The organism is Sphingomonas flavida (genome assembly GCF_036663655.1).
GTDB lineage: Bacteria > Pseudomonadota > Alphaproteobacteria > Sphingomonadales > Sphingomonadaceae > Sphingomonas.
Genome location: NZ_JAXOJH010000001.1, coordinates 151,955 through 178,545, shown reverse-complemented (window position 1 = coordinate 178,545; position 26,591 = coordinate 151,955). Strand labels below are relative to the sequence as shown.

Annotated in this window: 26 protein-coding genes; 13 read left to right on the top strand and 13 right to left on the bottom strand. The window is 66.5% G+C overall.

From position 1 onward, the window contains the following. Positions 1-21 precede the first annotated feature (21 nt). The 6 genes from U1703_RS00725 to U1703_RS00700 all read right to left on the bottom strand — a co-directional run bounded on the left by U1703_RS00725 (position 22) and on the right by U1703_RS00700 (position 8,351). Positions 22-1,425, bottom strand: coding sequence for an amino acid permease (locus tag U1703_RS00725; protein ID WP_332784182.1), 1,404 nt, complete (start codon positions 1,423-1,425; stop codon positions 22-24). Between the two features lie 39 nt (positions 1,426-1,464). Further along, positions 1,465-2,175: a GntR family transcriptional regulator gene (locus U1703_RS00720; protein ID WP_332784181.1), complete on the bottom strand. Its 711-nt coding sequence runs from the start codon at positions 2,173-2,175 to the stop codon at positions 1,465-1,467. Then, positions 2,175-3,089: a dihydrodipicolinate synthase family protein gene (locus U1703_RS00715; RefSeq protein ID WP_320451093.1), complete on the bottom strand. Its 915-nt coding sequence runs from the start codon at positions 3,087-3,089 to the stop codon at positions 2,175-2,177. Before U1703_RS00715 ends, U1703_RS00720 begins: the two co-directional genes overlap by 1 nt. Before the next feature lie 71 nt (positions 3,090-3,160). After that, positions 3,161-4,894, bottom strand: coding sequence for a DUF885 domain-containing protein (locus U1703_RS00710; RefSeq protein ID WP_332784180.1), 1,734 nt, complete (start codon positions 4,892-4,894; stop codon positions 3,161-3,163). 74 nt (positions 4,895-4,968) lie between these two features. Continuing rightward, positions 4,969-5,979: an Ldh family oxidoreductase gene (locus U1703_RS00705; RefSeq protein ID WP_332784179.1), complete on the bottom strand. Its 1,011-nt coding sequence runs from the start codon at positions 5,977-5,979 to the stop codon at positions 4,969-4,971. Beyond that, entirely contained in the window at positions 5,976-8,351 is a 2,376-nt protein-coding gene (locus U1703_RS00700; RefSeq protein WP_332784178.1) for a beta-L-arabinofuranosidase domain-containing protein, read from the bottom strand. Before U1703_RS00700 ends, U1703_RS00705 begins: the two co-directional genes overlap by 4 nt. A gap of 102 nt (positions 8,352-8,453) precedes the next feature. Here U1703_RS00700 and U1703_RS00695 point away from each other — a divergent pair, with 102 nt between their 5' ends. Continuing rightward, positions 8,454-11,201 (top strand): DUF5695 domain-containing protein, encoded by a 2,748-nt coding sequence (locus U1703_RS00695; RefSeq protein WP_332784177.1) that lies wholly within the window; start codon positions 8,454-8,456, stop codon positions 11,199-11,201. Here the strand turns inward: U1703_RS00695 and U1703_RS00690 are convergent. After that, complete coding sequence (locus U1703_RS00690; protein WP_332784176.1) at positions 11,147-11,617, bottom strand: (deoxy)nucleoside triphosphate pyrophosphohydrolase; 471 nt, start codon at positions 11,615-11,617, stop codon at positions 11,147-11,149. The genes U1703_RS00695 and U1703_RS00690 overlap by 55 nt on opposite strands. A gap of 40 nt (positions 11,618-11,657) precedes the next feature. Between U1703_RS00690 and U1703_RS00685 the strand changes: the two genes are divergently transcribed. From U1703_RS00685 to U1703_RS00675, 3 genes are all read left to right on the top strand, one after another. Continuing rightward, positions 11,658-11,843: a Flp family type IVb pilin gene (locus U1703_RS00685; protein ID WP_332784175.1), complete on the top strand. Its 186-nt coding sequence runs from the start codon at positions 11,658-11,660 to the stop codon at positions 11,841-11,843. Positions 11,844-11,972: 129 nt separating this feature from the next. Beyond that, a complete protein-coding gene (locus U1703_RS00680) occupies positions 11,973-12,146 on the top strand; it encodes a Flp family type IVb pilin (RefSeq protein ID WP_332784174.1) in 174 nt (57 codons plus the stop codon). Positions 12,147-12,303: 157 nt separating this feature from the next. Next, complete coding sequence (locus tag U1703_RS00675) at positions 12,304-12,516, top strand: Flp family type IVb pilin (RefSeq protein WP_332784173.1); 213 nt, start codon at positions 12,304-12,306, stop codon at positions 12,514-12,516. A 66-nt stretch (positions 12,517-12,582) separates the two neighbouring features. Here U1703_RS00675 and U1703_RS00670 read toward each other — a convergent pair whose 3' ends face one another. From U1703_RS00670 to U1703_RS00655, 4 genes are read right to left on the bottom strand one after another with little or no spacing between them, the layout of a single operon-like run. After that, entirely contained in the window at positions 12,583-13,533 is a 951-nt protein-coding gene (locus tag U1703_RS00670; RefSeq protein WP_332784172.1) for an acetyl-CoA carboxylase carboxyltransferase subunit alpha, read from the bottom strand. Positions 13,534-13,544: 11 nt separating this feature from the next. Then, a complete protein-coding gene (locus tag U1703_RS00665) occupies positions 13,545-14,444 on the bottom strand; it encodes a tyrosine-type recombinase/integrase (protein ID WP_332784171.1) in 900 nt (299 codons plus the stop codon). Further along, positions 14,441-16,279 (bottom strand): hypothetical protein, encoded by a 1,839-nt coding sequence (locus U1703_RS00660; protein ID WP_332784170.1) that lies wholly within the window; start codon positions 16,277-16,279, stop codon positions 14,441-14,443. Before U1703_RS00660 ends, U1703_RS00665 begins: the two co-directional genes overlap by 4 nt. Then, a complete protein-coding gene (locus U1703_RS00655) occupies positions 16,263-16,397 on the bottom strand; it encodes a hypothetical protein (RefSeq protein WP_320451105.1) in 135 nt (44 codons plus the stop codon). The genes U1703_RS00660 and U1703_RS00655 overlap by 17 nt, the downstream gene beginning before the upstream one ends. 81 nt (positions 16,398-16,478) lie before the next feature. Between U1703_RS00655 and U1703_RS00650 the strand changes: the two genes are divergently transcribed. From U1703_RS00650 to U1703_RS00640, 3 genes are read left to right on the top strand one after another with little or no spacing between them, the layout of a single operon-like run. Beyond that, positions 16,479-17,021 (top strand): shikimate kinase, encoded by a 543-nt coding sequence (locus tag U1703_RS00650; protein ID WP_332784169.1) that lies wholly within the window; start codon positions 16,479-16,481, stop codon positions 17,019-17,021. Beyond that, complete coding sequence (gene aroB / locus U1703_RS00645; RefSeq protein WP_332784168.1) at positions 17,018-18,118, top strand: 3-dehydroquinate synthase; 1,101 nt, start codon at positions 17,018-17,020, stop codon at positions 18,116-18,118. The genes U1703_RS00650 and aroB overlap by 4 nt, the downstream gene beginning before the upstream one ends. Beyond that, positions 18,118-18,258: a DUF2256 domain-containing protein gene (locus U1703_RS00640; protein WP_332784167.1), complete on the top strand. Its 141-nt coding sequence runs from the start codon at positions 18,118-18,120 to the stop codon at positions 18,256-18,258. Before aroB ends, U1703_RS00640 begins: the two co-directional genes overlap by 1 nt. Positions 18,259-18,318: 60 nt before the next feature. Here U1703_RS00640 and U1703_RS00635 read toward each other — a convergent pair whose 3' ends face one another. Both U1703_RS00635 and U1703_RS00630 read right to left on the bottom strand, forming a co-directional pair. Then, positions 18,319-19,689, bottom strand: coding sequence for a cryptochrome/photolyase family protein (locus U1703_RS00635; protein ID WP_332784166.1), 1,371 nt, complete (start codon positions 19,687-19,689; stop codon positions 18,319-18,321). Positions 19,690-19,696: 7 nt separating this feature from the next. Further along, entirely contained in the window at positions 19,697-20,620 is a 924-nt protein-coding gene (locus U1703_RS00630) for a histone deacetylase family protein (RefSeq protein WP_332784165.1), read from the bottom strand. A gap of 19 nt (positions 20,621-20,639) precedes the next feature. Here U1703_RS00630 and U1703_RS00625 point away from each other — a divergent pair, with 19 nt between their 5' ends. Genes U1703_RS00625 through U1703_RS00600 form a run of 6 tightly spaced genes read left to right on the top strand, consistent with a single transcriptional unit; the run spans position 20,640 to position 26,583 of the window. Beyond that, positions 20,640-21,614, top strand: a complete 975-nt coding sequence (locus U1703_RS00625; protein ID WP_332784164.1) for an alpha/beta hydrolase — start codon at positions 20,640-20,642, stop codon at positions 21,612-21,614. A 2-nt stretch (positions 21,615-21,616) separates the two neighbouring features. After that, positions 21,617-22,132, top strand: a complete 516-nt coding sequence (locus tag U1703_RS00620; RefSeq protein ID WP_332784163.1) for an RNA pyrophosphohydrolase — start codon at positions 21,617-21,619, stop codon at positions 22,130-22,132. Between the two features lie 11 nt (positions 22,133-22,143). Continuing rightward, positions 22,144-23,055: a DUF481 domain-containing protein gene (locus U1703_RS00615; protein WP_320451112.1), complete on the top strand. Its 912-nt coding sequence runs from the start codon at positions 22,144-22,146 to the stop codon at positions 23,053-23,055. A gap of 50 nt (positions 23,056-23,105) precedes the next feature. Further along, positions 23,106-24,308: a hydrolase gene (locus tag U1703_RS00610; RefSeq protein ID WP_332784162.1), complete on the top strand. Its 1,203-nt coding sequence runs from the start codon at positions 23,106-23,108 to the stop codon at positions 24,306-24,308. Next, positions 24,305-25,324 carry an arginine N-succinyltransferase gene (locus U1703_RS00605; RefSeq protein ID WP_332784161.1) on the top strand — a complete coding sequence of 340 codons (1,020 nt, stop codon included), beginning with the start codon at positions 24,305-24,307 and terminating at the stop codon, positions 25,322-25,324. The genes U1703_RS00610 and U1703_RS00605 overlap by 4 nt, the downstream gene beginning before the upstream one ends. Positions 25,325-25,329: 5 nt before the next feature. Next, on the top strand, positions 25,330-26,583 hold the full coding sequence (locus tag U1703_RS00600) for an N-succinylarginine dihydrolase (protein ID WP_332784160.1): 1,254 nt from the start codon (positions 25,330-25,332) through the stop codon (positions 26,581-26,583). The last annotated feature ends 8 nt before the right edge of the window (positions 26,584-26,591 follow it).

The window sequence follows — 26,591 nt, the reverse complement described above, 5'->3', positions numbered from 1 at the left end:
CGTCCGGGAGCGAGAAACCGATCAGCCCTTGGCCAGCATGCTTCGACGCCGCCCATAGGCGAAGTAGAAGGCCAGCCCCGCGATGTTCCAGATCACGAAGCGGATAATGGTCGAGCCGGGCAGGCTGAAGAGGAGATACAGGCAGCCGAGGATCGCCAGCGTACCGACGATATAGGGCTGGGGACAGCGGAACAGCCGCTTGGCATCGGGGGCCTTGCGACGCAGCACCATCAGACAGGCGCCGACCGCGATGAAAGCGAGCAGCGTACCGGCATTGGCCAGCTCGGCAATCTCATCCAGGCGGAAGATGCCGGCGACCAGCGCGATCGATACGCCGGTGACCAGCGTGATGCGGGTCGGCGCGCCGCTCCGCTTGCTGACCACCGCCAGCGACTGCGGCAGCAGCCCGTCGCGCGCCATGGTGAAGAAGATGCGGCTCTGCCCGTACATCATGACCAAGATGACCGAAGGCAGCGCGATGACGGCAGCCAGCGCGATCAGGTGCGCAGCGGTCGGCTGGCCCAGCGACCGCAGGACCAGCGCCAGCGGCTCGGGCGAGTTCGCCAGCTGCTGGAACGGCAGCGAGCCGATCGCGGCGACCGCGACCGCCATATAGATCAACGTGCAGACCAGCATCGATCCGACGATGCCGATGGTCAGGTCTCGCCCCGGATTCTTGGCTTCCTCGGCCGAAGTCGCGACCGCGTCGAAGCCATAGAAGGCGAAGAACACGATCGCGGCGGCCGCCATCACGCCGCGCTTGGCGCCGTCGACTTCATGCGCGGCAAAACCGTACGGCATGAACGGGTGGAGATTGTCGGCATTGAAGGCCGGTGCGGCAAAGGCGACGAAGACGCCCAGCGCAACGAGCTTCACGATGACGAGGATGATGTTCAGCGTCGCGCTCTCGCGCGTGCCGGCGATCAGCATGCCCATGACCGACAAGGCGACGAGGACGGCCGGCAGGTTGATGATGCCGCCGCCATGCGGGCCCGACAGCAGTTCGGGCGGCAGGTGCACGCCCGCCGCCTGGATCCAGCCGACCAGATAGCCCGACCAGCCCACCGCGACGGTCGAGCAGGCCAGCGAATATTCCAGGATCAGGCTCCAGCCGACGACCCAGGCCAGCGTCTCGCCCAGCGCGGTATAGCTGAAGGTATAGGCACTGCCCGCCGCCGGGATCAACGTGGCGAGCTCGGCATAGGCGAGTGCGGCACAGGCGCAGACCGCCCCGGCGATCGCAAAGGCCAGGATGACGGCGGGCCCTGCCCGCTCCGCCCCGACGCCGGTCAGCGTGTAAATGCCGGTGCCGACGATCGCGCCGACACCCAGCGCGATCAGATGCGGCCAGCTGAGCGTCTTGGCGAGCGCCTGCCCCTCGGCGTGGCGGGTCGCGCTGCCCAGCGGTTTGAATGGTCCGAACATGATGGTGAATAATCCCCCCGCCCCATGGGCTTATGCTTTTCAATCGACGGGCACGAACCCGCCTTTCAGGTCGGCCAGCGTGGACCGGATATGCGCGCCAAGCAATGCCTGAAGCCGCGCCGCATCGCCGGCCAGAAAGGCATCGAGCTGTTCGCGGTGCTCCAGATGCGCCCGCGCGTCGCGTCCCGCAGGCTGAAGATGCGCGACGACATAGCGTTCGGCGAGCAGCGCGAGCTGCCGGATGATCTGAATGGTCAGCGGTTGCCGGATCGGACGGACCATCGCCATGTGGAATTGCCGGTTGCAGATGGCGACCCGGGCCAGGTCGTCGCTGGCGGCTCGGTCGAGCGCCTCGAATGCGGCAATCAGGCCGGCACGGTCGGCATCGTCGGCCATCCCGACGGCGCGGGCCGCCGCCGCAGGCTCCAGTTTCAGGCGAAGGCTGTAGATATCCTCGGCCTCGGCCGCCGACAGTGGCGCGATCCGGTATCCGCGATTGGCCACGCCCAGGAGCAGCCCCTCCTGCTCCAGCCGGGCCATCGCCTCGCGAAGCGGGATCTTGCTGACACCCAGTTCAGCGGCCAGCGCATCCTGGCGGATCGTACGATCGGCGGGGATCATCCCCGCGATGATGCGTTCGCGAACGATCGCGAAGATTCGGTCCGCCAGCGTCTGAACGACGATCGCGCCCCCGCCCAGGGCCCGCCCCTCATCAGGCGCGAACCCATCGGACGAGAGCGCCGTGGCCATCAGGCGGCCTTGGCCTGGCCGAGCGTCGGGCGGGTCGCGGCGGCCTTTTCGACCATCGCGATCACCTCGGCGCGACGGGCGCCTTCCAGTACGTAGCGCGGCGGCAGGACGCGCTCCGAACCACGGCCCATGACCTGCTCGGCCAGCTTGATCGACTGGACCAGGTCATGCTCGGCATCGAGGTGAAGGAGCGGCATGAACCAGCGATAGATTTCCATCGCCTTGGCATGATCGCCACGCTCGAAGGCGGCGACCAGCTCGACCGACTCCTTCGGGAAGGCGTTGGTCAGGCCCGAGACCCACCCTTGCGCACCGAGGTAAAGCCCCTCGAGCGCGACGTCGTCGAGGCCCGCGAACAGGACATAGCGATCGCCGAACGCATTGCGGAAATCGGTGAAGCGGCGGGTATCGGGTGCAGACTCCTTGACCGCCACGATGTTCTTCACGTCGATCAGCGCTTCCAGGACCGTCTGGTCGATGACCGTGCGATAGGCAGGCGGATTGTTGTAGAGCATGATCGGCAGGCCGACCTGATCCGCCACGCCCTTGAAGTGGTTCACCAGCTCATGCGCCTTGGGCACATAGACCATCGGCGGCAGCAGCATGAGGCCGTCGGCACCGGCCTTTTCGGCGGCCTGGGCATAACGGACCGCACGGCGGGTGTCATATTCCGAGCAGCCGGTGATGACCGGCACGCGCCCCGCCACCGCCTCGACGATCGCGGTCAGGACCGTAACCTTCTCGTCATAATCGAGCGAGTTGTTCTCGCCGACCGTGCCGAGTGCGATCACGCCGGTTACGCCGTCATTGACCAGATCGTCGACGACACGCTGCGTATCGGCGAGGTCGATCGACAGATCCTCCCGAACCTGGGTCGTCACTGCGGGGAATACGCCACGCCAGCCGATGCTCACTATCTGTCTTCCTGCTATTGTTTTAGATATCGTATACTGTTGCTATCGCATTCAGCGCGACCGGTCAATCATCATTCCTCGTCGGGATAAGGCCCCTTGCCCCCCTCTGCGATGAAGCGATCGGTGCGACGGTCGATGACCGGCAGCGGCACATAGCCCAGTTGCAGCATCGCATCGTGCCAAGCGCGGATGTTGAACTTCGGACCCAAGGCCTTCTCGGCCTTTGCGCGCGCCCGCTGAAAGGCAAGTTGGCCCATGTAATAGGACAGGGCCTGGCCCGGCCATGCGATATAGCGATCGACCTCGGTCTCGATCTCGTGGTCCGACAGAGCGGTGTTGTCGTGCAGATAGGCCTGCGCCCGCTCGCGGCTCCACCCCATGGCGTGGATGCCGGTATCGACGACCAGTCGGGCCGCACGCCACGCCTGATAGGACAGCATGCCGAACCGATCATAAGGCGTCTTGTAAAAGCCCATATCCTCGCCCAGCGCCTCGCAATACAGCGCCCAGCCCTCGCCATAGGCCGACAGATAGCTGTCGCGGCGATAACGAGGCAGGTCCTTGTTCTCTGCCGCCAGTGGCATCTGGAAGGCATGGCCCGGCGCGCTTTCATGCAGGGTCAGCGCGGGCAGGGCATAGAGCGAGCGCGATGGCAGGTCATAGGTATTGACCAGGTAAATGCCCGTGCCACCGCGCCCGGCAGTGTAGAAGGGCGCCAAATCGGCGGGTACCGGCTTGATCGCGAACCGGCTGCGCGGCAGGCGCCCGAACCACTGCGAGGCGATGCCGTCGAAGCTCTTGGCGAACCAGGCCGCGCGGTCGAGCAGTTCCTGCGGCGTCTTGGCGTAGAATTGCGGATCGGTGCGCAGGAACGTCAGGAAAGCCGGGAAGTCGCCCTGGAACTTCACCTCCTTCATCACCCCGTCCATGCGGGCGCGGATCCGCTGCATCTCGGACAGGCCGATGGCGTGGACCTGCTCCGGGCTCATGTCGGCGGTGACATATTCGCGGATCTTCGAACGATAATAGGCCTTGCCGTCGGGCAGGTCATACGCCGCCGTGCTGACCTGCGCGCGCGGCATGTAATCGGTACGAAGAAACGCGAGCAGCCGTGCATGCACCGGCAACACGTCGTCACGGATCGCGGCCTTGGCTTCCGCCCGGAGCGCGGCGGCCGTCGCCGGGGCCATGGTGGCGGGCATCTTGCGGAACGGCTCGTAAAAAGGCTGGTCCTCACCGGTCCCCGCATCGACCACCTGCGCCACACCAATATCCCGCCCTTTCAGCGTGATACGCGGCACTGTGAAACCCCGGTCGAGGCCCGCACGCATGTTGGCGATCTGCTGGTCATAGTAACGCGGCATCTGGCGCAGCATTGCCAGATAGTCGCGATACTGGCGTTCGGTAGTGAAGCTGCCCCGCGCCCAACTGGCCAGGTTGCCCCAGAAACTGGTGTCGGCGGTCAGCGGCTTTTCATATTCCCGGAAACGCTGCGCCGCGAGCAGCGCATCGATCTGGCCGCGATAGACCATATAGTCGATCTGGGTATTGGCCGAGAGCCGGGCGGGATCGATAGCGTCCAGCGCCTTGGCGGTCGCCTCCCAACGCGCCAGTCGTTCCGCCTGGGCCGCAGGGCCGACATCGGGCAACTGACGCGATCCGGCGCTGCCGCTATCCTCGTCTGCGGCGCTCTGGCTGATGCGCCATTTATACTCCGCTTCGGCAAGGGCCCGGAAACGGGCGTCGGCGGACTGAGAGGTCGCTCGGGCCGCCTGGGCCCGCGCAGCAACCCTCGCGTCCACCATAGTGGCGGGAGCAACAACCAAGGCCACACCGGCCAAAAGCCGCCCGATCGATCGCGTCATATTCGTCCCCTTGCTCAACCGTTCAACGCCATCACATCGCGGTACAGATCGGGCGCGATCGTGACCCCTTCGGCCAGCGAAACCGCGCGCGCGGCATAACGCCGGGCGGACGGCAGCCTGGCCCCCTGCCCCGTGATCGCCCCGAACATCGCCTCCGCGCGCTCTTGATGCTCTGGCAGCAGGTCGCCGAGGAAGCCTTTGGGATCGATGGCGATGATCAGTTCGCCGCCCAATGGCGAACCGCCCCGCCCCGCATCCCAAGCAATCGACTCGCGACTGGTCATGTCCCCGATCAGCGGCCCGGCGAGCAGCTCGACCATTGAGGCGAGCGCCGATCCCTTATGCCCACCGAACGTCCGCATGGCCCCTGACAGCACCTCGGCCGGGTCGGTGGTCGCATGACCCTTGGCGTCGACGCCCCAATCCTCCGGCACGGCCTTGCCCGCGCGCCGGTGCAACTCGATCTCGCCGCGCGCGACCATGCTGGTGGCAAAATCGAAGACGAAGGGCGGCCCGTCGGGGCGCGGCCAGCCAAAGGCGATGGGATTGGTGCCGAATACCGGCTGTGCCCCGCCCGACGGAGCGACCCAGGCATGGCTGGGCGTAAAGGCCAGCGCGACCAGCCCGGCCTCGGCCAGTTCCTCGACCTCGGGCCATAGCGCAGCGAAGTGGACGACATTGTTGAGCGCCAGCGCCGCAATGCCGTTGGCGCGGGCCTTCTCGATCAGCATCGGCTTGCCCGTCTGGAACGCCAGTTGGGCAAAGCCGCCGCCACCATCGACACGGACGAGCGCGCGGGCGGGTTCGGACAGGAACGGCTCGGCATCGGGCACGACCACGCCCTTATTGATGCTGGAGACCGCAACGAGCAGCCGATAGATACCATGCGATGCGCAACCGTCGCGCTCACCCGCCACCATCGTCTCGGCCACCGCCTCGGCATGCGGCACGGCCAGCCCCGCGCCGATCAGCTTGGCGCGGGCGAGATCCCGGAGCTCGTCGAGCGAGAGACGCACGCCGGTCATGCGACCGGGTCCTTCTTCGCGGTGAACAGGCGCATGCCGAAGATCGGCCCGGCGGTGCTGCGATCATGTGGCACCACTCGGATACGCACGGATTTCTTGCCCTTCATCAACGGCTCGGGCAGCGCATATTCGACGGTGAAGAACTTGCCCGGCTTATCATTTTCAAGCTGTTGCGTCGCAATCTTCACATTGTCGACCAATATGTCGAAGTCGCGTGCCCGCTCCTCGCCCCAGTAGGTGGCCTGGAGGATCAGCGGACCGGGTCGCACCGCCATGGTGAATTCGAAATAGCCGCCCGACCGCGCATCGCGCCCCTGCTTGCCCAGATAGGATACCGGATAGGAAATGTCCGAGGTCAGTGCATGATCGCGCTCGGGCTGCATTTCGCCCAGATACATGACATCGACCGATCGCGCCGCGATGTCGCGGGCCTTCGCCTGCTCGGCCAGATAGCTGGCCTCCTCCGCTTTCCACCCCGCCTCGGTGAAACGCTTGAAATAGACGGCGCTACGGCGTTCATATTGTCCGAAAAAGGGCACGAACCCAAGCCCCTTCGGCCGGAAGGCATCGCCAACCGCGTAGCGGATCGCGCTCCCCTGCATCGGGGTGAATGCCGCGACTGGGTTTGCCCCGACCATCGCGGGATCGGGTGCGTCCCATGGCGTGGCGGCAGGACCGAGATCGGCGGCCATCACCATCGGTCCGCGCAGGACGGCCACGACCGTGTCATCCCCCGGCGCCGCTTCGGTCCGCAAGTCGAGCGGCAAGCGGATGACGAGCGTATCGCCCGCCTTCCACCGCCGGTCGACCACGGCATAACCGCGCTCGATCACCGGCGCGATCGCCTGGCCATTGACCTCGACCACCGCGTTTCCGTTCGCCCAGCCCGGCACGCGCAACGCCACCGGGAAGCGTCCCGGTCGCGCGAGATGCGCGAACGTCACCGTGCTCGCCCCGTCCATCGGATAAGCGGTGTCGAGCGTGACCAGCGCACCCCGCTTCTCCCACCGCGCCTCCGACGGGATGTACAGATTGACGAACAGGGTTTCGCCGCCCTGCCAGAAGATGGACTCGCCATGCTTGGCATGCGCCTCCATCCCCGATCCGACGCAGCACCAGAACGCGTCGTCCTGCGGCGTGGAAAAGCTGCGCGCCGCGCCCGACATCAACGGCGTCATATAGGTGAAGCCGCCATTCTCGGGATGCTGCGCCGCCATCACATGGTTCAGATGGGCGCGTTCATAATAGTCGAACAGTCGCCCGTCCGGCTTCCACCCGTAAAGATGCCGGGTCAGCTTCATCATGTTATAGGTGTTGCAATGCTCGCACGTCTGGTCGGTGACGTGGCGGGCGATGGTATCGGGCGCGGAGAAATACTCGCGGTCGGCATTGCCGCCGATGACATAGCTGTGATGGCCGGTCACCGTTTCCCAGAAAAAGGCCGCCCCCTTCGCCGGTTCCGGCTTGCCGGTGATCTCGTGCAGACGCGCCAGGCCGATCAGCTTGGGCACCTGCGTATTGGCATGGAAATTCGCCAGCTTGTCCTCGCCCGCGACCAGCGGATCCAGCACCTTGCGGTCATAGATACGCTCCGCCAGCGTCAGCCACTGGCGATCGCCGGTCCGCTGGTACAGCTCGGCAAAACTCTCGTTCAGGCCGCCATATTCGCAGCCCAGCACGGCCTGCATCTGCGCATCGTCCAACGCGGCGAACACGCGCGCGAAGTAACCACCCAGCCGAACCGCCACGTCCAGCGCCTGCGCATTGCCCCAACCGCCATGAATGTCGAGCAGACCGGCAAACAGCTTGTGCACCGTATAGAGCGGCGACCAGGACCCGTTGAGGTCGAAGCCCCCCGACTTGATCTTTCCCGCCATGATCTCGGGAAAGATTTCCTCCCCGTCGACCACCTTGCCGTCGGCGCGCTTACGCCCCAGCGCACCGACATAGCCGGTGCCGCGCTTGGCCTGGGCCTCCGCCAACTCGCCGACGATATAATCGGCGCGGCGACGCATTTCGGTATCGCCGGTCTGCTGCCACGTCAGCACCAGCGCCGACATATAGTGGCCCAGCGTATGCCCGGCGATCGTATCGCTTTCCCAGCCGCCATAGATCGGCGCCTTGGCCTCCAACCCGGCATAGACCCGGAAATTGTGGAGGAGCCGATCGGCACTCAGACGATAGAGGTAGCGCCGGTTCGTCTCGACCGCGGTCGCATAGATGGACGGGCGCAGGCGAATGGCCGAGAGCGGCAGCGGCTCGGCCTTGTCGGGCAGCGTCGACGAGCCCGCTGCGATCGCCTTGGGCGCGACGCCCACCATGGCCAGACCGGCCGCTCCCCGCATCCATTCGCGTCTGTTGGTGCGCACCATCTTGCCCTCCTGCTAATACTGTATACTAATATCGACCGACCGGGAGGGGGTCAATCGCAATGCGGGTGCGACCTGACGGCCCGTCAAAAGGGGGTTCTTGCGATGCGTTACCGATTGATCCACCTGCTGCCGCTGTCGGTCGCCATGCTGCCGATGATGGCTGGTGCCCATGGACCGGCTGACGCGGGAAAGACCCAAGTGCATCCTGCCGCCACAGGTCGCGCTGCCTCTGATATACAGGTCGGCGCGTTCCGTCTGCGGCTCGACCCCACCAGCCAGACAGCGCGCAGCCTGTCGCCGGTCGCGACGCCGGGCTTCGATTTCCTGCCCGTGGGCCGTGCCAAGGAGCGGGCGGGCAATGGATACAACCATCTTGGCGATATTCACGTCCGGCTGCGCACCGGGGCGGGCGCATGGCGCGACTATTCCTCGTCGCGGGATCGGCGGCCGGTTCGCGCGCTGTCCGCGCGCGGTTCCGTCCTGGCCTCCGCCGACATCACCGCGTCGATGGGATCGGGCCTGCCGCTGCGGATCGTTCGGGAATGGGTGAACGACCGAGGAGCGCCGGTCCTCCGCTTTACCCTGACCAACACCTCGGCCCAACCCGTCGAGATTGGCGGCCTGGGCATCCCGATGGTGTTCGACAACATCATCACCGACCGCACGCTGGAACAGGCCCATGCGCAGGCGAGCTTTGCCGATCCCTATATCGGTCGCGATGCGGGTTATGTGCAGGTCACGCGGCTGAACGGCGCGGGTCCCGCCCTGCTGGTCCTGCCGGAACGCGCGACCCCGCTGGAGGCCTATGTCCCCATCCCGACCCTGCGCGAGACCAAGGGTCAGGGTGTCATCGTCGAGGCCAGCCCGCGTGCGCAGACGTCGGAAGGCTTTTACGACTGGATGGTCGCCAGTGAGGCCTATGCCCAGACCGATTGGGCGAAGGCGGGCAAGCCGTGGAACGACCCGACCAGCTTCACCCTGGCGCCGGGCGAGCACCGCACGATCGGGCTGCGGCTGGTCACCGCGCCCAGCATTCGCGCGATCGAGCCGACGCTCATGGCGCAAAAGCGGCCGGTCGTCGTCGGCGTGCCCGGCTATGTCGTGCCGACCGACCTGGATGCCACGCTGTTCGTCCATGCTCCCACCGCGATCACCGGCATCGCCAGCTATCCGGCGGGGGCGCTGGACGTATCGCGGCAGCCGGGCCGGCCGGGCTGGACCCGATTGTCGGTACGCGGCAAGCAATGGGGCCGTGCCCGCCTGACGCTGTCCTATGCCGACGGCAGCGTCCAGACGGTCCAGTATTTCATCACCAAGCCGCTCGAGCGAACGATGGCGGATCTGGGGCGCTTCTCGACGACCAATCAGTGGTTCGAGGGCAAGGGCGATCCCTTCGGTCGGTCACCCGCGATCCTGACCTATGACCGGGAAGCAGGACAAGTCGTCACCGCCGACCCGCGCGTCTGGATTTCGGGCATGAGCGACGAAGGCGGCGCGGGCAGCTGGGTCGCGGCGGTCATGAAACAGCTCGACAATCCGGATGCGCAGGAAATCGCCCGGATCGAGCAGCTGGTCGACAAGACCATCGTCGGACGCCTGCAAGTGGCCGAAGGACCCCATGCGGGCGGGGTGAAGAAGAGCCTGTTCTATTACGATCCAGCCGCCTTCCCCGATCTGTATCAGCCCGCCAAGGACTGGCAGAGCTGGACCTCCTGGAAAAAGGACCAGGCCGACGATCTGGGGCGTGCCTATAATTACCCGCATGTCGCGGCGGGACATTGGGTTCTGTATCGGGTCGCGCGCAATCATCCCGGTATGACGAAGGTCCACGCCTGGGACTGGTATCTGGATCACGCCTACCAGACGATCGTCGCGATGATGCGCGACGCACCGCATTATGCGCAGTTCGGCCTGATGGAGGGGGATGTCTTCATCGATATCCTGACCGATCTGAAGCGCGAGGGCTGGACCGCCAAGGCCGCCGAGATCGAGCGGCTGATGAAGGGCCGTGCGGACCATTGGCGCACCCTGAAATATCCGTTCGGCAGCGAGATGGCGTGGGACTCGACAGGCCAGGCTGAGGTCTATGCCTGGATGCGCTATTTCGGATACGGCCCGCAGGCGGACGTCACGCGCGAGGTCATACTCGGCTATGATCCGTCGATCCCGCATTGGGGATATAACGGCAATGCCCGGCGCTATTGGGATTTCCTGTACGGCGGCAAATATCCCCGGCTGGAGCGGCAGATCCATCATTACGGATCGACGCTGAACGCCATTCCGCTGTTCGATGCCTTCCGTCGCAAGCCCAGCGACATGCACTTGCTGCGGGTCGCCTATGGTGGGCTTCTCGGGGGAATTACCAATATCGACCAGCAGGGCGCGTCGTCCGCTGCCTTCCACAGCTGGCCCGACAAGATGGAATGGGACCCGTATAGCGGCGACTATGGCATGGGCTTTTTCGGTCACGCCTATGCCGCCGCGACCTATGTGGTGAACGATCCGGCGCTCGGCTGGCTCAGCTATGGCGGCAATGTGTCACAGGTCGGAGGGCGCATCCGCGTGGTCCCGCGCGATGGGGCCCGGTCGCGCCTGTTCATCGCTCCGGCGGGCCTGTGGCTGACGCTGGAGGCGGGCAAGATCGCCGGCGTCGATTATGATCCGGCCAGCGCCATGGTGCGTGTCACGCTCGACCCGGCGACCACCGGCACCTCGAACGCGCGACTGTTCGTGGAGACGACCACGCCGAACGGCCGGGCCTATCGCCCCGACCGGGGCACGCCGGAGCGCGGCGGTTACACCGTCCCCCTGTCGGACGTACCGACCGAGCTTGTGCTGTCCGCCAGATAGGCGCGCAACTGGCGGACGAGCGGCCCGTCGGCGGGCGGCATGGGCCATGCGCTCATCGCCGCCGGTTCGCACCAGGTCAGCCCGTCCGCCTCCAGCGCGACCGGCACGCCCCGCCACGCCCGAACGACGTAGAGCAGCAGGAGCAGATGGCGCCCCGGCAGGACTTCGGTCGCGAACCCGGCTGGCTCCAGCGCCTCTCGATCGACCGTGATCGCCAACTCCTCGTGCAGCTCACGCACCAGTGCTTCCTCCGGACTTTCACCGGGTTCGAGCTTGCCGCCGGGAAACTCCCATAGCCCCGCCAACGCCTTGCCAGCCGGACGCTGCTGCAACAGGACGCGACCATGTTCGTCTACCAGCGCCGCCGCGACGACGGGAAACAGCGTTGCGATGGCAGAGTCCGACTGATCTACCATTTGTTAACCCTTTTCCGATTATGTCGCTTGCGTCATGAAAATGCCGAAGGCCATCCGCGACCTGCGACATGTCTGCGCCGATACGCGTGGTGCGTCGGCTGTGGAATATGGCCTGATCCTGGTTGCGGTGATGCTGACCATATTTGTCGGCCTGTCCGCGGTCAGTGGCGGCATTCAGAATCTGATGACCACGATCTCCGATCATCTCCAGCGGGCAACCGGCTAGGTTTTTCTCCAGCGAACCTAAAACTTTAAGCCTTCGTCAACCAGTGCAGCGGCATACCAGCCCGAAGCTGATCCGGCGCTCCGGCTCAGCCGGGTGATCGACCACGCATTGCAATCAACGGAGACCGGAATGAAGACGCTTCGCAAGATGGTGAAGGACAACAAGGGCGCGACGGCGATCGAATATGGCCTGATCGCTGCCTTGGTTGCCGTGGCTGCAATTACGGGCATGTCTTCGCTCGGGACCAGCCTGAAGACCGCGTTCACCAATATCGCAGGTAAGCTGGACAACAACGTCAAGTAAGCCGTCCGGAGCAGGTCAGTGGCGTGATGAGTCATCTGACCTGCTCCAGAGACACTTATGGTCCGCAGGCCTAGACCATCGGACTTTGACACCTTGCGTCCTGTTCTTACCGCCCGGTGCCGCCGCAGCGCTTCGCTCGCCGACGAAACTCAGCGACTTGGGTCACGCCTCGGCTCCGGATTTACATCTGGAGAACGGCATGAATAAAATTTGGCAGGTTCTTTGCGATCGCAAAGGCGCTACCGCGATCGAATACGGGCTGATCGCCGCCTTGGTCGCGGTCGCAGCGATCGGTGGAATGTCCGCGCTGGGCAACTCGCTCAGCGGCAGCTTCGACCGTATAGCGAATTCACTCAGCAGCCACATCTGAGGCTTGCTTCGATATTTAAGCAGCCGATAGGGGCCGTCGACCTTTCGTGTCGACGGCCCCGTTTAATTACAGGCGGCCCATCGCGAGGAACTTCGCCGCACGACCGCGCTTCAGTTCGTCACGGCCGAGGCCGCTCAGATCACCCAACGCCTTCTCGACGGCGTCGCCCAGATTGGCGATGGCACCCGCGTGATCGCGATGCGCGCCACCGACCGGCTCGGGAACGATGGTGTCGATCACGCCGAAGCTCTTCAAGTCCTGTGCCGTGACCCGCATCGCCTCGGCCGCTTCGGCCGCCTTGTCGGCGGTCCGCCACAGGATCGAGGCGCAGCCCTCTGGCGAGATGACCGAATAGACCGCGTGCTCGAACATCAGGACGCGGTTACCAGCCGCCAGCGCCACCGCGCCGCCGGAGCCGCCTTCGCCGACGATCGCCGACACGACCGGTACGCCCGCCGCCAGACAGGCTTCGGTCGAACGCGCAATGGCCTCGGCCTGGCCGCGCTCTTCGGCCTGGATGCCCGGAAACGCGCCGGACGTGTCGACCAGGGTCACGATGGGCAGGCCGAAGCGATCGGCCAGCTCGACCAGGCGAATCGCCTTGCGATAGCCCTCGGGCTTGCCCATGCCGAAATTGTGCCGCAGGCGGCTCGCGGTATCCTCGCCCTTTTCATGGCCCAGCACCATGACGCGCTGGCCACGGAACTGCGCGAAGCCGCCCATGATCGCCTGGTCGTCGCCGAACGCTCGGTCGCCCGCCAGCGGCACGAACTCTTCGAACAGCCCGGCGACATAATGCTTGAAATGCGGGCGTTGCGGATGGCGCGCGACCTGCGTCTTCTGCCACGGGGTCAGCCGGGCGAAGGTGTCGCGCAGCAGCTTGTCCGACTTGGCCTGCAGCTTGGCGATCTCCGCGCCGATATCCACCGTCCCTTCGGCGGTGGTGTCGCGCAGTTCGTCGATCCGGCTCTGAAGCTCGGCGATCGGTTTCTCGAAATCGAGGAAGGTCGTTGACATGGGCCTAGCGCCTAAGGGCGCTTTGTCCGAAAATCAACGAGCGGGTGGCGGGCATTGACGAGTTCGACCAGCTTTGCTGCCTCGACATGGGTGTAGATCTCGGTCGTGGCGATATCGGCATGGCCCAGCATCGCCTGCACGGCGCGCAGATCGGCACCGCCGCCCAGCAGGTGCGTGGCAAAGGCATGGCGCAGGACATGCGGGCTGACCCGGTCCGGCGGAATGCCCGCCTCCGCCGCCAGCGCCTTGACCAGTTGATACAGGCGGATGCGGGTCAGATGCTTCTTGCCGCCGGGAAACAGCCATGCCGCCTCCACCGGCAAGCAGACGCGCCACACCGCGACCGCCGCCCGCGCCCGGTCGGAGATGGGGACCATCCGCTCGACGCCGCCCTTGCCCTTCAGGATCAGGAACGGCCGGTCGGGATGCACCGCGCCGCGCGGGAGGGCGACGAGTTCGCTCGCACGCAGGCCCGAGCCGTAGAGAAGCTCGATAAGGGCTGCCAGGCGAAGGTCGTAAGCGCTCGGATGCGCCGCACCGGTCCGCTCGGCGATGGCCGCGAACAGCCGGTCGATATCGGCATGGCTGAGGACCTTGGGCAGACCCCGTCGCTGCCCCGGTCGCGGCAGGACCGACGAGGGGTCGTCGCTGCGCAAGCCCTCTTCGTGCAGAAAACTATAGAAGCGGCGCAGCGCGGCCGATTTTCGAGCCACCGTCGAATGGGCCAAACGGCTCCAGCCATCGGCCAGTCCACGCAGCGCCGATTCATCCGCCGCCACCAGCGCGCCCATCGCCTCGCCCGCCAGCCGCAGGTCGGAGCGATAGGCGGCGAGCGTATTGCCCGCCGCGCCCGCTTCGGCCGCCATCATTTCCAGAAAACGATCGAGCAGCGCAGCGTCGTCGGACGTCATGCGCGCGCGATCGCCTCCGCCGCGATCATCCGTGCCTCCGCATCCAGCCCGACGGAACGAAGCGCACCCACGATTCGGTAGAGCGCCTGGGGTGGTACGCCGTGCCAATCGCTGGTCTGCATCCCGATCGCGCAGAGCAGCACGACCATGCCGGGCCGCTCCGCCGCCACCGCCTCGTCAAGGGCGTCGGTCCAGGCATTGCGCTGGCCCACGCGCACGTCGAGTGCCTCGGCGCCCTTCTCGACATCGCCGCGCGACAGGCGACCCAGGCCCGCCAGCCCGGCAAAGAACATGCGCTGCCTATATGCATCGCCGCCGCCATAGCCGCTGACTTGGTCATAGCCGACCTCGCCCTGACGATCCGGATCGCTGAGCATGATCATCGCCCAGCCGTCGCTGCCGCTCTTGACGCTCTCACGCCAGCTGGCGGCGTTGCGATCGAGCCCGGCGGAGAGCATCGATGCGATCAGGCGATCGGTATCGTCGCCCGCCACGACGGGCAGTCGCGCCGCCGCCCGGGCGGTCAGGATCAGCCGGGCATAGGGTGTGCGCGCGGCATCGCCCCACAATGACCGGATCGCGGTCAGCCGCTGCCCCTCGTCACTGGCGGCATAGGCGTTGCGCAGATCATTGCCGATCCGGGCCTGCTCGCGACTGGCCTGGTCGTCATCGGCCAGCGCCGCATAGAAATCGACCAGCGCGACGTTGGACAGGACGCCCATCGCCGCCGCCTGATCGACGACGGTCGCACGTTCGGTCATGGCGACGGCTGGCGAGGTCGCCAGCCAACCGCGCACCTGCGGCCCAACATAGGCCAGGTAATCCGGCGGCACCGTCACACCGGTCGCGGTCGCCAGGCCGAAGCGCCAGGTCGTCAGGCGATCGGCGTCGCCCCATTCGATCGTCACCACACGGCGGCCGCCTGCACGAGCCCCGATCAGCTTGTCGGCGAGCTTCACGTCGAAGGCGTCGGCGACCTGCTGGCGGCGAACCTGCTGCACCAGCGCCGCGCCGCGTGCGCCCTCGCCCGACAGGACCGCGCACCAGCCCTGCGCCAAGCGATACCCGCCAAGCCCGGTCACACCGGCGCCCCGGTCGGCCAGCGGGCAGAGCCCGGCCGGGTCGCTGCTGGCGAGCAGGGCGTTGATCGCGACCTGATAGAGCTTGGGCGTACAATTGGCCGTATCGACCGACTGCACCACGGCGCGCGCAACCTGTGCCTCACCCATGCGAAGCAGCAGCCAAGCCCGCTCGGCGGCAAAGTCCGCGCCGTTCACGCCGCGCGGCGTAGTCAGGCGGGCCGCCAGCGTCCGGCGCAACAGGATCGAGGTCCAGCGCGACGGCAATGGCGCGGACAGCCGGCGCATCAAGGCCTCGGCGACACGTCCGTCCGCCCCGGCAAAGGCGTCCTCGTCCAGCGCACCCTCGCGCGGCCCCGCCGGGCCGACCAACGACAGCGAACGGCGGGCGGAGGCAGGCAGCTCATATTCGGCCATCTCGCGCGCGCTCATCGTCGGGGTGGGCGACGGCGTGACGGTGGGCGACGGTGTCGGCGTGGACAGCGATTCGATCAGCGCGCCGACCGGATCCGCGCGCGCCGGAGTCGGCACGGACACAGGCGTGGCGGTGGCGCCGGGCGCCGCACGCACCGGCGTCGCGCCGCTGCGCGGCGTACCGCGCGGGCTGGGCTGCGCGGCGGGCTGGCCGAAACCGGGGGGCAGCAGCGATTCGGGGCGATCCTGAGCCGCGGCGATGGCCGCGGCCCCGACCATCAGGAGCGCGACGGCCCTGGGCAGGTGGCGAAAGGCGCCGCCCCGCTTATTGCAGGTTGCCAAGCGAGACCGCCTTTTCGACCTGGGTGGTCGGCCGTTCGGTCGCCCGGCCCGAGAGCAGGAACAGGCCCCCGACGATGATGACGAGAAGGACGATGAGCGTGACGACCATACGGGACATGAAACGCAAAACCTTATAATGGACCCGTGAAAGCCCGGCCGGTGTTGCCGGGCGCGCGCCCGCTGTATAGCGCAGAGCGCAATGTTGCAAAGCCACAACCCTGTAGATGCAAGCTGGAACGGGTCACCCATCGTGCTCGTCGGCCTGATGGGCGTGGGCAAGTCGACCGTCGGCCGCCGCCTGGCGAATCGGTTGCGCGTGCCCTTCGTCGATGCCGACCATGCGATCGAGCAAGCCGCCGGCATGAGCGTATCGGAAATCTTCGAACAATTCGGCGAACCCTATTTCCGCGACGGCGAACGCCGGGTGATCGCACGGCTGGTCGATGGCCGTCCCAAGGTGATCGCGACCGGCGGCGGTGCGTTCGTCAATGACGAAACACGCGCGCTGATCCTGGAACAGGCCACCGCCATCTGGCTGAACGCCAGCCCGGAAGTCCTGGCCGAGCGGGTCCGGCGGCGCGACACCCGCCCGCTGCTGCGCGGCAAGGACCCGCTGAAGGTGCTGCGCGAGCTGTCCGCGATCCGCAACCCGATCTACGCGCTCGCCCCGATCCATATCTCCAGCAAGCGCGGGCCGCACGAGGCCACCGTCAACGCCATCCTGAAAGCCATCGGACGATGAAGACCGTCACCGTGTCGCTCGGCGACCGCAGCTACCCCATCCATATTGAGGCCGGGCTGCTACCCCGCGCCGCCGAATATCTCGCGCCGCTGTCACGCGGACGGCGCATGGCGATCGTGACGGACGAGAATGTCCGCCCGCATCTGACCGTGCTGCAGGCCGCGCTCGACGCGGCGGGCGTCGCCAGCGAGGCGATCATCCTGCCGCCCGGCGAGAAGACCAAGAGCTGGGCGATGCTGGAGCATGTCTGCGACCGACTGCTCGAACTGGGTATCGAGCGCGCCGATCACGTCGTCGCGCTGGGCGGCGGGGTGATCGGCGATCTGGTCGGCTTCGCCTGTTCGATCGTCAAGCGCGGCTGCCGCTTCGTCCAGATCCCGACGACCTTGCTGTCGCAAGTCGATTCGTCGGTCGGCGGCAAGACCGCGATCAACACCTCGGCAGGCAAGAACCTGATCGGCGCCTTTCATCAGCCTGCCATGGTACTGATTGATCCGGACGTGCTCGACACCCTGCCCGCCCGACAGGTGCGCGCGGGTTATGCCGAGGTCGTGAAATACGGCCTGATCGACGATTTCGCCTTTTTCGAATGGTGCGAGGCGAATGCACCTGCGCTGCTGGCGGGCGACGCCGATGCGCGCGTCCACGCCATCGCCCATTCGGTCGCGGCCAAGGCGCGGATCGTTGCCGCCGACGAGCATGAAACCAACGGCATCCGCGCGCTGCTCAATCTGGGCCACACCTTCGGTCACGCGCTGGAGGCGGAGGCGGGCTTTTCCGAGCGATTGCTTCACGGAGAGGGCGTCGCAGCGGGCTGTGCGCTGGCATTCCGCTATTCGGTGCGCAACGGCATTTGCGACCGTCAGGATGCCGAGCGGGTCGCCGCCCATCTCCGCGCCATCGGCCTGCCCGACGGCCTTGCCGCCGCCGGGATCGATGCGCCCTCCGCGACGTTGGTCGAGCATATGAAACACGACAAGAAGATGGCGGCGGGCACCCTGCCCTTCCTGCTGGCACGCGGGATCGGGCAGACCTATCTCGACAAGACGGTGGACCTGACCGACGTGGCCACCTTCCTCGACGCCGAGCCGCGCTGATGCCGAACGGCGTCGCCAAGCAGAATCTGCCGAGCAAGACATGCCAGGCCTGCGGGCGCCCGTTCACCTGGCGCAAGAAATGGGCGCGGGACTGGGATCAGGTGATTTACTGCTCGGATGCCTGCCGGAAGAAGCGATAACGGTTTCCCGTGGCGTTCGACCTCGCTCACGCCGAGCGAAGTCGAAACGTATATCCGGCCCTATCCCCGCGTCTTTTTCACCGCCGCCAATGCCCGTTCGCGACCCTCGCGATGGCCGATGATCTTGGCCGGATAGCTTTTCGGCCGACATCCGGCCTCGTCGGGATCGTGGATTGCCGCGTCGGATACATGCTTCAGCTCGGGCACCCATTCACGGATATAGTCCCCCGCCTCGAACTTCTCCGACTGGCTGAGCGGCGCCATGATCCGCCCGAACATGTTCGAGTCGATGCCGGTCCCCGCGACCCATTGCCAATTCACGGCGTTGTTCCCGTAGTCGGCGTCGATCAGGCAGTCCCAGAACCAGCGCTCCCCCTCTCGCCAGTCGATCAGCAGGTGCTTGATCAGGAACGACGCGGTGATCATCCGCACCCGGTTGTGCATCCAACCCGTCGCCCAAAGCTGTCGCATCCCGGCGTCGACGATCGGATAGCCGGTCCGCCCGGTCTGCCATGCCTTCAAATCGGCCTCCGCTTCCGCACCCGTCCGCCATGGCAGGGCGTCGAAGGCCTCGCGGCCGTTGCGATCGGCATAATCGGGCAAGGCCATCACGACGCCATCGGTGAAGTCCCGCCACGCCAATTCCTTGCGAAACGTCTCGGTATCGCCGCGCCGGTCCAGCGAGTGCCAGACGGCTCGGACCGAGACTTCCCCGAAATGGAGGTGCGGCGACAGGCGCGAGCTGCCCTCCTCGGACGGCATGTTGCGGGCGGTGTCGTAGGCGGCGGCCTTGTCGCCGAAATCGTCCATCCGCTCACGCGCGCCCGCCTCACCCGGAATCCAGTCCGCGTCGAAGCCCTTCGACCAGTCGGGCTTGGTCGGTAGCAGTGACCAGTCGGACAGCTTCTCGCCCTTCGGCCAATGGGCGGGGGCGGTCAGCGCCTTGGGCGGATCGAGCGGATGTTCGGGGGGAAGATGTTCCTGCAACCCCTTCCAGAAGGCCGAATAGATACGGAAAGGCTTGCCGCTGCCCGTCGTCACCAGTTCGGGACGGGCCAGATGGTTGCCGTCCTGCAGGTAGAGGGCATCGCCCAGTTCTTCTTCGGTGGCCCGCCACCAGGGTTCGTAGTGACGGATGGCATGGATCGTCGTCGCGCCCGTTTCCTCCATCAACTTACGGAGGGTCGCGACAGCCGGACCGCGCCGCAGGATCAGGCGACTGCCGAGATCCTTCAGGTCCTTGCCCAGCGACGTCAGGCTGTGATGCAGCCACCAACGCTGAGCCGCGCCCATGCGCCAGTCGCCGGGTGTCTCGTCATCCAGGATATAGACCGGGATGACGGGTCCTTCATTCGCGGCAGCCACAAGTGCGGGTTGATCGTGAAGGCGAAGATCCTGGCGGAACCACAGGATCGTGGGAGATGCGGTCATCCAGCCGTTACGCTTCGATCCCCGCCAGGTTCCGATGGGACAGCCTTTCGCCCAAGGTCAGGATCGCATCGACATGCCGCCGCGCGATCGCCATCACATCGTCGCCATACCCCCCGCCCACCGTGCTGGCGAGCGGCAGGCCCCGCGCCAGTGCCATGTCGGCGATCATGTTCTCGCGCGCGATCAGCCCGGCCTGCGTCAAGGAGAGCCGCCCGAGCCGATCGTCGACAAAGGGATCGACCCCGGCCTGATACAGGATGATGTCGGGGCGATGTTCGTCGAGGAACGGCGTCAGCGTCGCGGACAGTTCGGCGAGATAGCCGTCATCGTCGACACCGTCCGGCAGCGCGACGTCCAATGTCGAGCGTGCCTTGCGCGCGGGGAAGTTCTTCTCGGCATGGATCGAATAGGTGACGATATCAGGCCGCCCGGCGGTCAGCGCCGCCGTGCCGTCGCCCTGGTGCACGTCGCAATCGACGATCGCCACACGGGCCACGATGCCGTCCTCGACCAGGCGCACCGCCGCCACCGCCAGGTCGTTGAACACGCAATACCCTGCGCCAGTATTGGCCAGGGCATGATGGCTGCCCCCGGCGGTATTCGCGGCAAAGCCGTGCCGCAACGCCAGCACCGCCGCAGTCCATGTCCCGCCCGGCACCGCCTGAGCCCGGAACGCCACCTGTTCGGTGATGGGGAAGCCGGTCCGGCGTGTCTTGTCCGGCGGCACCCGCGCCTCCAGAACCTCGGCGACGTAATCCGGGTCGTGCACCGCCTCCAGCCAGTCGCGGGGTATCAGATCCGGCTCGGTCCATACCACCGCATCACCCTGTGCGCGCAACAGGTCGCGGATCGCGCCGTTCTTGCCCCAGCGATAGGTGGAACGCGCAGGCGCCTCGGTGACATAGGCTGGGTGATGGACGATATGGATCATCGGGCCTAGGTAGGAAGCCATGACCGCCGATAGGAGGGCTCCCGCCCCACTGCCCGAACTGCGCGCCGATGTCGCCCGCTTCCTGGGCTATTACAATCGCCTGCCCGGCCCGCCCCAGCAGGATCTGGGGCCCGAGGCCGCCCGCCAGATGATGCGCGCCGCGCGCGACCTGACCGATCCGCCGATCGGGCTGCTGAGGCTCGACCAGTGCTTCACGATCGCGGGTCCGGCGGGCCCGATCCCCGCCCGCCGCTTCGATCCTCGCGAAAGCCGGAGCCCCGGGCCGGTCGTCCTCTTCCTGCACGGCGGCGGTTTCGTGCTGGGCGATATCGATACCCACGCACCGTTGGCCGCCGAGATCGCACGCACGCTCGACTTGCCGGTCGTATCGATCGATTACCGACTGGCGCCCGAGCATCCCTGGCCCGCCGCGCCCGATGATTGCGAAACGGCCGCGCGCTGGCTGGCGGCACAACCGGATACGACCGGCCTGATCCTCGCCGGGGACAGCGCCGGGGGTACGCTTGCCGCCGTCACCGCCATGGCCCTGCGCGATCAGCCCCCCGACGCGCCGGTCATCGCCCAGGGGCTGCTGTATCCAGCCACGGACATGGCACGGGGGCATCCGTCGCTGCGCGATTTTGCCGACGGGCATTTCCTGACCCGCGCGATGCTCGACTGGTTCGTCACCTGCTATGCCGCCGACCTCAGCGACATACGCGCCGCACCGATGCGCGGCGAACTGGCCGGGATGCCGCCCGCCGTCGTGACGACCGCCGAGTGCGATCCGATCCGCGACCAGGGCCGCGCCTATGCCGCCGCACTGGCGCGTGCGGGCGTGCCCGTGACGTTTCGCGAGGCCAAGGGAACGATCCACGGCTTTGCCACCCTGCGCAAGGCGATCCCTTCCGGCATTGCCGATCTTTCCGCTTTCCTGCTTGCGTTGAAGGCCGTGATCGTCGAGGCGGAGGGCGTCAGCCCGATGGGACAATGATGATGACCGAACTTCCCTATCGCCCCTGCGCGGGCGTCATCCTGATGAACCGCGACGGCCGCGTCTTTGTCGGCCAGCGCATCGATTCGACGCTGGAGGCGTGGCAGTTGCCGCAAGGCGGGATCGACCCCGGCGAGGACGCCGACACCGCCGCCCTTCGCGAGTTGTTCGAGGAAACCGGAGTCACTGCCGAAAAGGTCGAACTGATCGCCCGTGCCCCGCGCCCGCTGACCTACGACCTGCCCGAGGACATGATCGGCAAGGTCTGGAAGGGCAAGTGGCGTGGCCAGCGGCAGGACTGGTTCCTCTATCGCTTCCTGGGCAACGATGCCGACATCCGCATCGACACCGAGCACCCGGAGTTCCGCGCCTGGCGCTGGGCCGAGCCCGCGACGCTGCCCGCGATGATCGTGCCGTTCAAGAAGGCGCTGTACGAGGAACTGCTGGTCGTCTTCGCCGGCCATTTCGCCGCACATGGTGGCGATCATGCGGTTTCCTCCGATCCTGCAAAGGCTTAAGGCTGCACCTCATGTCGAAGCGGCTGCTCCTGATCCCCATGGCGCTGGGTCTGCTCGCCAATGCCGAGCCGAACGACCCCGATCCAGCGCTGATCCCGCCCCAGATCCGCGCGATGCTGGAGGCCGCGATCGCGAGCGGTAACGAGAACGACATCACCACCGTCGTGCGCTATGCCCGCAACGCCGTGCCCGAGGCCGCCGATGCGATCGATGCGATGGCCGATGTCTGGCGTGACGAAAAGACCGCGAGCCGCAGCCGGACGATCCGCGAGGCGACCTTTTTCGACCTGTGGCATGGCCGCGTCGAGCTGGGCGGTTTCGCCTCCACCGGCAACAGCCAGAATATCGGCCTGACCGGCATCGTCGACCTGACCCGCGAGGGGCTGCAATGGCGCCACAAATTGCGATTTCAGGGCGATTATCAGGAAAGCTTCAACGTCACGAGCCGCGAGCATTACGTCGCGTCCTACGAACCCAACTTCAAGCTGAGCGCCAACAACTATGTCTACGGCGCCGCGCAATATGAAAGCGATCGGTTCCTCGGCTATTTCAATCGTGTCTCGGCCTCGGCGGGTGCCGGTTACAGCGCGATCCGCAAGCCGCGCATGACGCTGGACGTCGAACTCGGCCCGGCCTTCCGGCACACCGAGTTCACCGACAACCGGATCGAGAGTGCGCTGGCGGCGCGCGGCAATCTGAACTTCGTCTGGAAACTAACCCCAGCGATCTCGGTCAACCAGAGCGCGTCGGCCTATCTCCAGCGGTTCAACAGCACGGTCAGCACCAATTCGGCGCTGAACGCCAAGGTGTTCGGTCCGCTTGCGGCCTCGCTGTCCTACAATGTCCAATATGAAAGCGAACCGCCGATCGGCCGCCGCACGACGGACACGATCACGCGGGCCTCGGTGGTGTACAGCTTCTAATTTCGGGGGCGGGGTTCACCTTTGCCGCTTCCATGGCCTAGGCTATGGTCATGGAGAGATTGAACACGATCGAGCGCGACGCCGTGGCGTCCGCTGCCGCCTATCCCATGCTGGCGCTGGTCGAGGACTGGGCCGCGATCAATAGCGGCACCCGCAACCTCGCTGGGCTGTCGACCATGGCCGAGCGGCTGGCCGACACGTTCGGTCGTCTGCCCGGCACGCCGATGCTGGTCGAGCCCGAGCGGGTCGAGCGGATCGGCGCGGATGGTTGCCCCGCCGCCCTGCCCCATGGTCGCCACCTGCGCCTGTCCGTCCGCCCCAACGCACCGGTCCAGATGCTGTTCACCGGTCATATGGACACGGTCTACCCGGTCGATCACCCCTTTCAGACGCTGACCCGGCTTGACAAGAACCGGCTGGGCGGGCCGGGTGTCGCGGACATGAAGGGGGGGCTGGCCGTGCTGCTCGCCGCGCTGACCGCGGTGGAGGCCAGTCCGCTGGCGGAACGGCTCGGTTATGACGTGCTGATCAATTCGGATGAAGAGACGGGATCGGCCTCCTCCGCCGCGCTGATCGCGAAGTGCGCGACCGGCAAGGTGGCTGCGCTGACCTACGAGCCTGCTTTGCCGGACGGGACGCTGGCGGGTGCACGGGGCGGGACCGGCAACTTCACCATCGTCGTGCGCGGGCGCAGCGCCCATGCGGGCCGCAACCCGGAGGAGGGGCGCAACGCCATCGTGGCGGCCGCCCGGATCACGATGGAGCTGTCACAGCTCGCCGCCGACGACATTACCGTCAACCCGGCGCGGATCGACGGCGGAGGCCCCAATAATGTCGTGCCCGATCTGGCGATGCTGCACGTCAACTTCCGCCCCCGGGCGCTCGCCGCGATCGATCGCACCGGCTCCGCGATGAAGGCCATCGCCGAGCGCATTGCCGTCGAGCATGACGTGGGCGTGGAGGTGCACGGCAGCTTCAACCGCCCACCCAAGCCCATAGACGACGGCGCGGCCCGCCTGTTCGAGACGGTGAAAAGCGCCGGTGCCGATCTGGGCCTGACCGTCGGCTGGCGTGTGACCGGCGGCGTGTGCGACGGAAACAACATCGCGGCGGCGGGCGTGCCCGTCGTCGACACGATGGGCGTGCGCGGCGGTGCGATCCATTCTCCGGACGAATATATGCTGATCGACAGCCTGCCCGAACGCGCGGGCTTGTCGGCGCTCACCATCCTGCGCATCATCGGGGCCGCATGAGCAGCTTTTGCATCCGCCCCGCGGTCGATAGCGACCTTCGCCACTTGTATGAAATGGCCAAGCTGACCGGCGGCGGCTTCACCAACCTGCCCCCCGACCGCAGCGCGCTGACCGCCAAGCTGGCACGCAGCCATGAGGCCTTTGCCGGGGACGGCGACGGTCAGGTCAAGGACGAATTGTTCGTCCTGATGCTGGAGGACCGGTCGAACGGCGATGTTCGCGGCACCTGTCAGATATTCACCCATGTCGGGCAGAAGCATCCCTTCTACAGCTATCGCATCGGCACCCTGACCCAACATAGCCGCGAGTTGGAGCGGACGTTCCGGGCCGAGATGCTGTCGCTCGCCACCGATCTCGAGGGGGCGAGCGAGGTCGGCGGGCTGTTCCTCCACCCTGGTGAACGCGCCGGGGGGCTCGGCTTGCTGCTCGCCCGCAGCCGCTATCTGTTCATGCGCGCCAATCGTCCGCGTTTTGCCGACCGCGTGCTGGCCGAGTTGCGCGGGGTGATCGACGAGGCGGGGGGATCGCCCTTCTGGGACGGGTTGGCCGGGCGGTTCTTCGGGATGAATTTCCAGGAGGCCGACCAGTTCAACGCCATCCATGGTCACCAGTTCATCGCCGACCTGATGCCCAAGCACCCCATCTATACCGCGATGCTGACCGACACCGCGCGCGCCGCCATCGGCCTGCCCCACCCGTCGGGCCGCGCCGCGATGCGGATGCTGGAGAATGAAGGCTTCGCGTTCGAGCATTATATCGACATCTTCGACGGCGGCCCGACGATGACCGCGCGCACCGATCAGGTCCGCACGATCCGCGACGCGCGCGAAAGCGTGATCGTCGATATCGACGCCTTGCCCGGCCGCGAGGCGCTGGTCGCGGCAGGACGGCTGACCGATTTCCGCTGCGCGCTGGCGGAAATCCGTGACGGAGACGGGGGGATCATCCTGTCCGAGGAAACCGCCCGCACGCTCGACCTGGTCGTCGGCGACACTGTCCTTCACATCGATCGGTGAGCGTCATGCTGAGAGAGATCAACTTCGACGGCATCATCGGGCCGAGCCATAACTATGCGGGCCTCAGCCACGGCAATCTCGCCGCCACCCGCAATGCGGGCAAGACCTCGCACCCCAGGGCCGCCGCGCTTCAGGGGATCGCGAAGATGCGCGCGAACCTCGAACTGGGGCTGGTGCAGGGGATTTTGCTGCCGCATGCCCGGCCGGATCACCACTGGCTGAAGCAGCTGGCGACCGATTACGAAAATGCCTCGCCCGTCCTTCAGGCGCAGAGCCTGTCGGCCTCGGCGATGTGGGCGGCCAATGCCGCGACCGTCTCGCCCGCGCCGGATACGCGCGACGGACGGTGCCACCTGACCGTCGCCAACCTGCTGACCATGCCGCATCGCAGCCATGAATGGCCCGCGACGCTGGCCCAGCTGCGGCTGATCTTCGCCGACCCGGCCTTCATCGTCCATCCCCCGGTCCCGGCGCCTTTTGGCGACGAGGGTGCGGCCAATCACATGCGCCTGTGCAGCGGCCACGACCATCCCGGCGTCGAGGTCTTCGTCTATGGCGAAAGCGGCGGCCCCTTCCCCGCCCGCCAGCATCGCGAAGCCTGCGAAGTCGTCGCGCGCAGCCACCATCTGTCGCCCGACCAGGTGCTGTTCGTCCGCCAGTCGGACGCGGCGATCGCGGCGGGGGCCTTTCACAACGATGTCGTCGCCGTCGCCAACGAGCGCGTACTGTTCGCGCATGAACAGGCCTTTGCCGACCGTGACCGCTTCCATGCCGACTTGCGCAGCCTGATGCCGGATGTCGAGATCGTCGAGGTTCCCGCCGATCGCGTCAGCCTGGAGGATGCGATCGCCTCCTATCTGTTCAACGCACAGCTGGTGACGCCACCGAACGGCGAACCGACACTGATCCTGCCGCAGGAGGCGCGCGATAACGCCCCGGTCTGGTCCTGGCTCCAGGATCATGTCGCGGGCAACGGCCCGATCCGGCGGCTGGAGGTGGTGAACGTCCGCGAATCGATGGCCAATGGCGGCGGCCCCGCCTGCCTGCGCCTGCGCGTCGTCGCCGATCCCGCGACCATCGACCAGCGCTTTCTGGTCGATCATGCCCGGCTCGACCGGATCGCCGCCGTGGTCGAGGCGCACTGGCCCGAGGCGATCGACCCGACGGAGATCGGTGATCCCGCACTGATCGCGCGGATCGAGTCGGCGCGAACCGCGCTCCTCAGCGAGCTCGACTGTCTCATATTGGCAAGAACTTGACCCTTGGC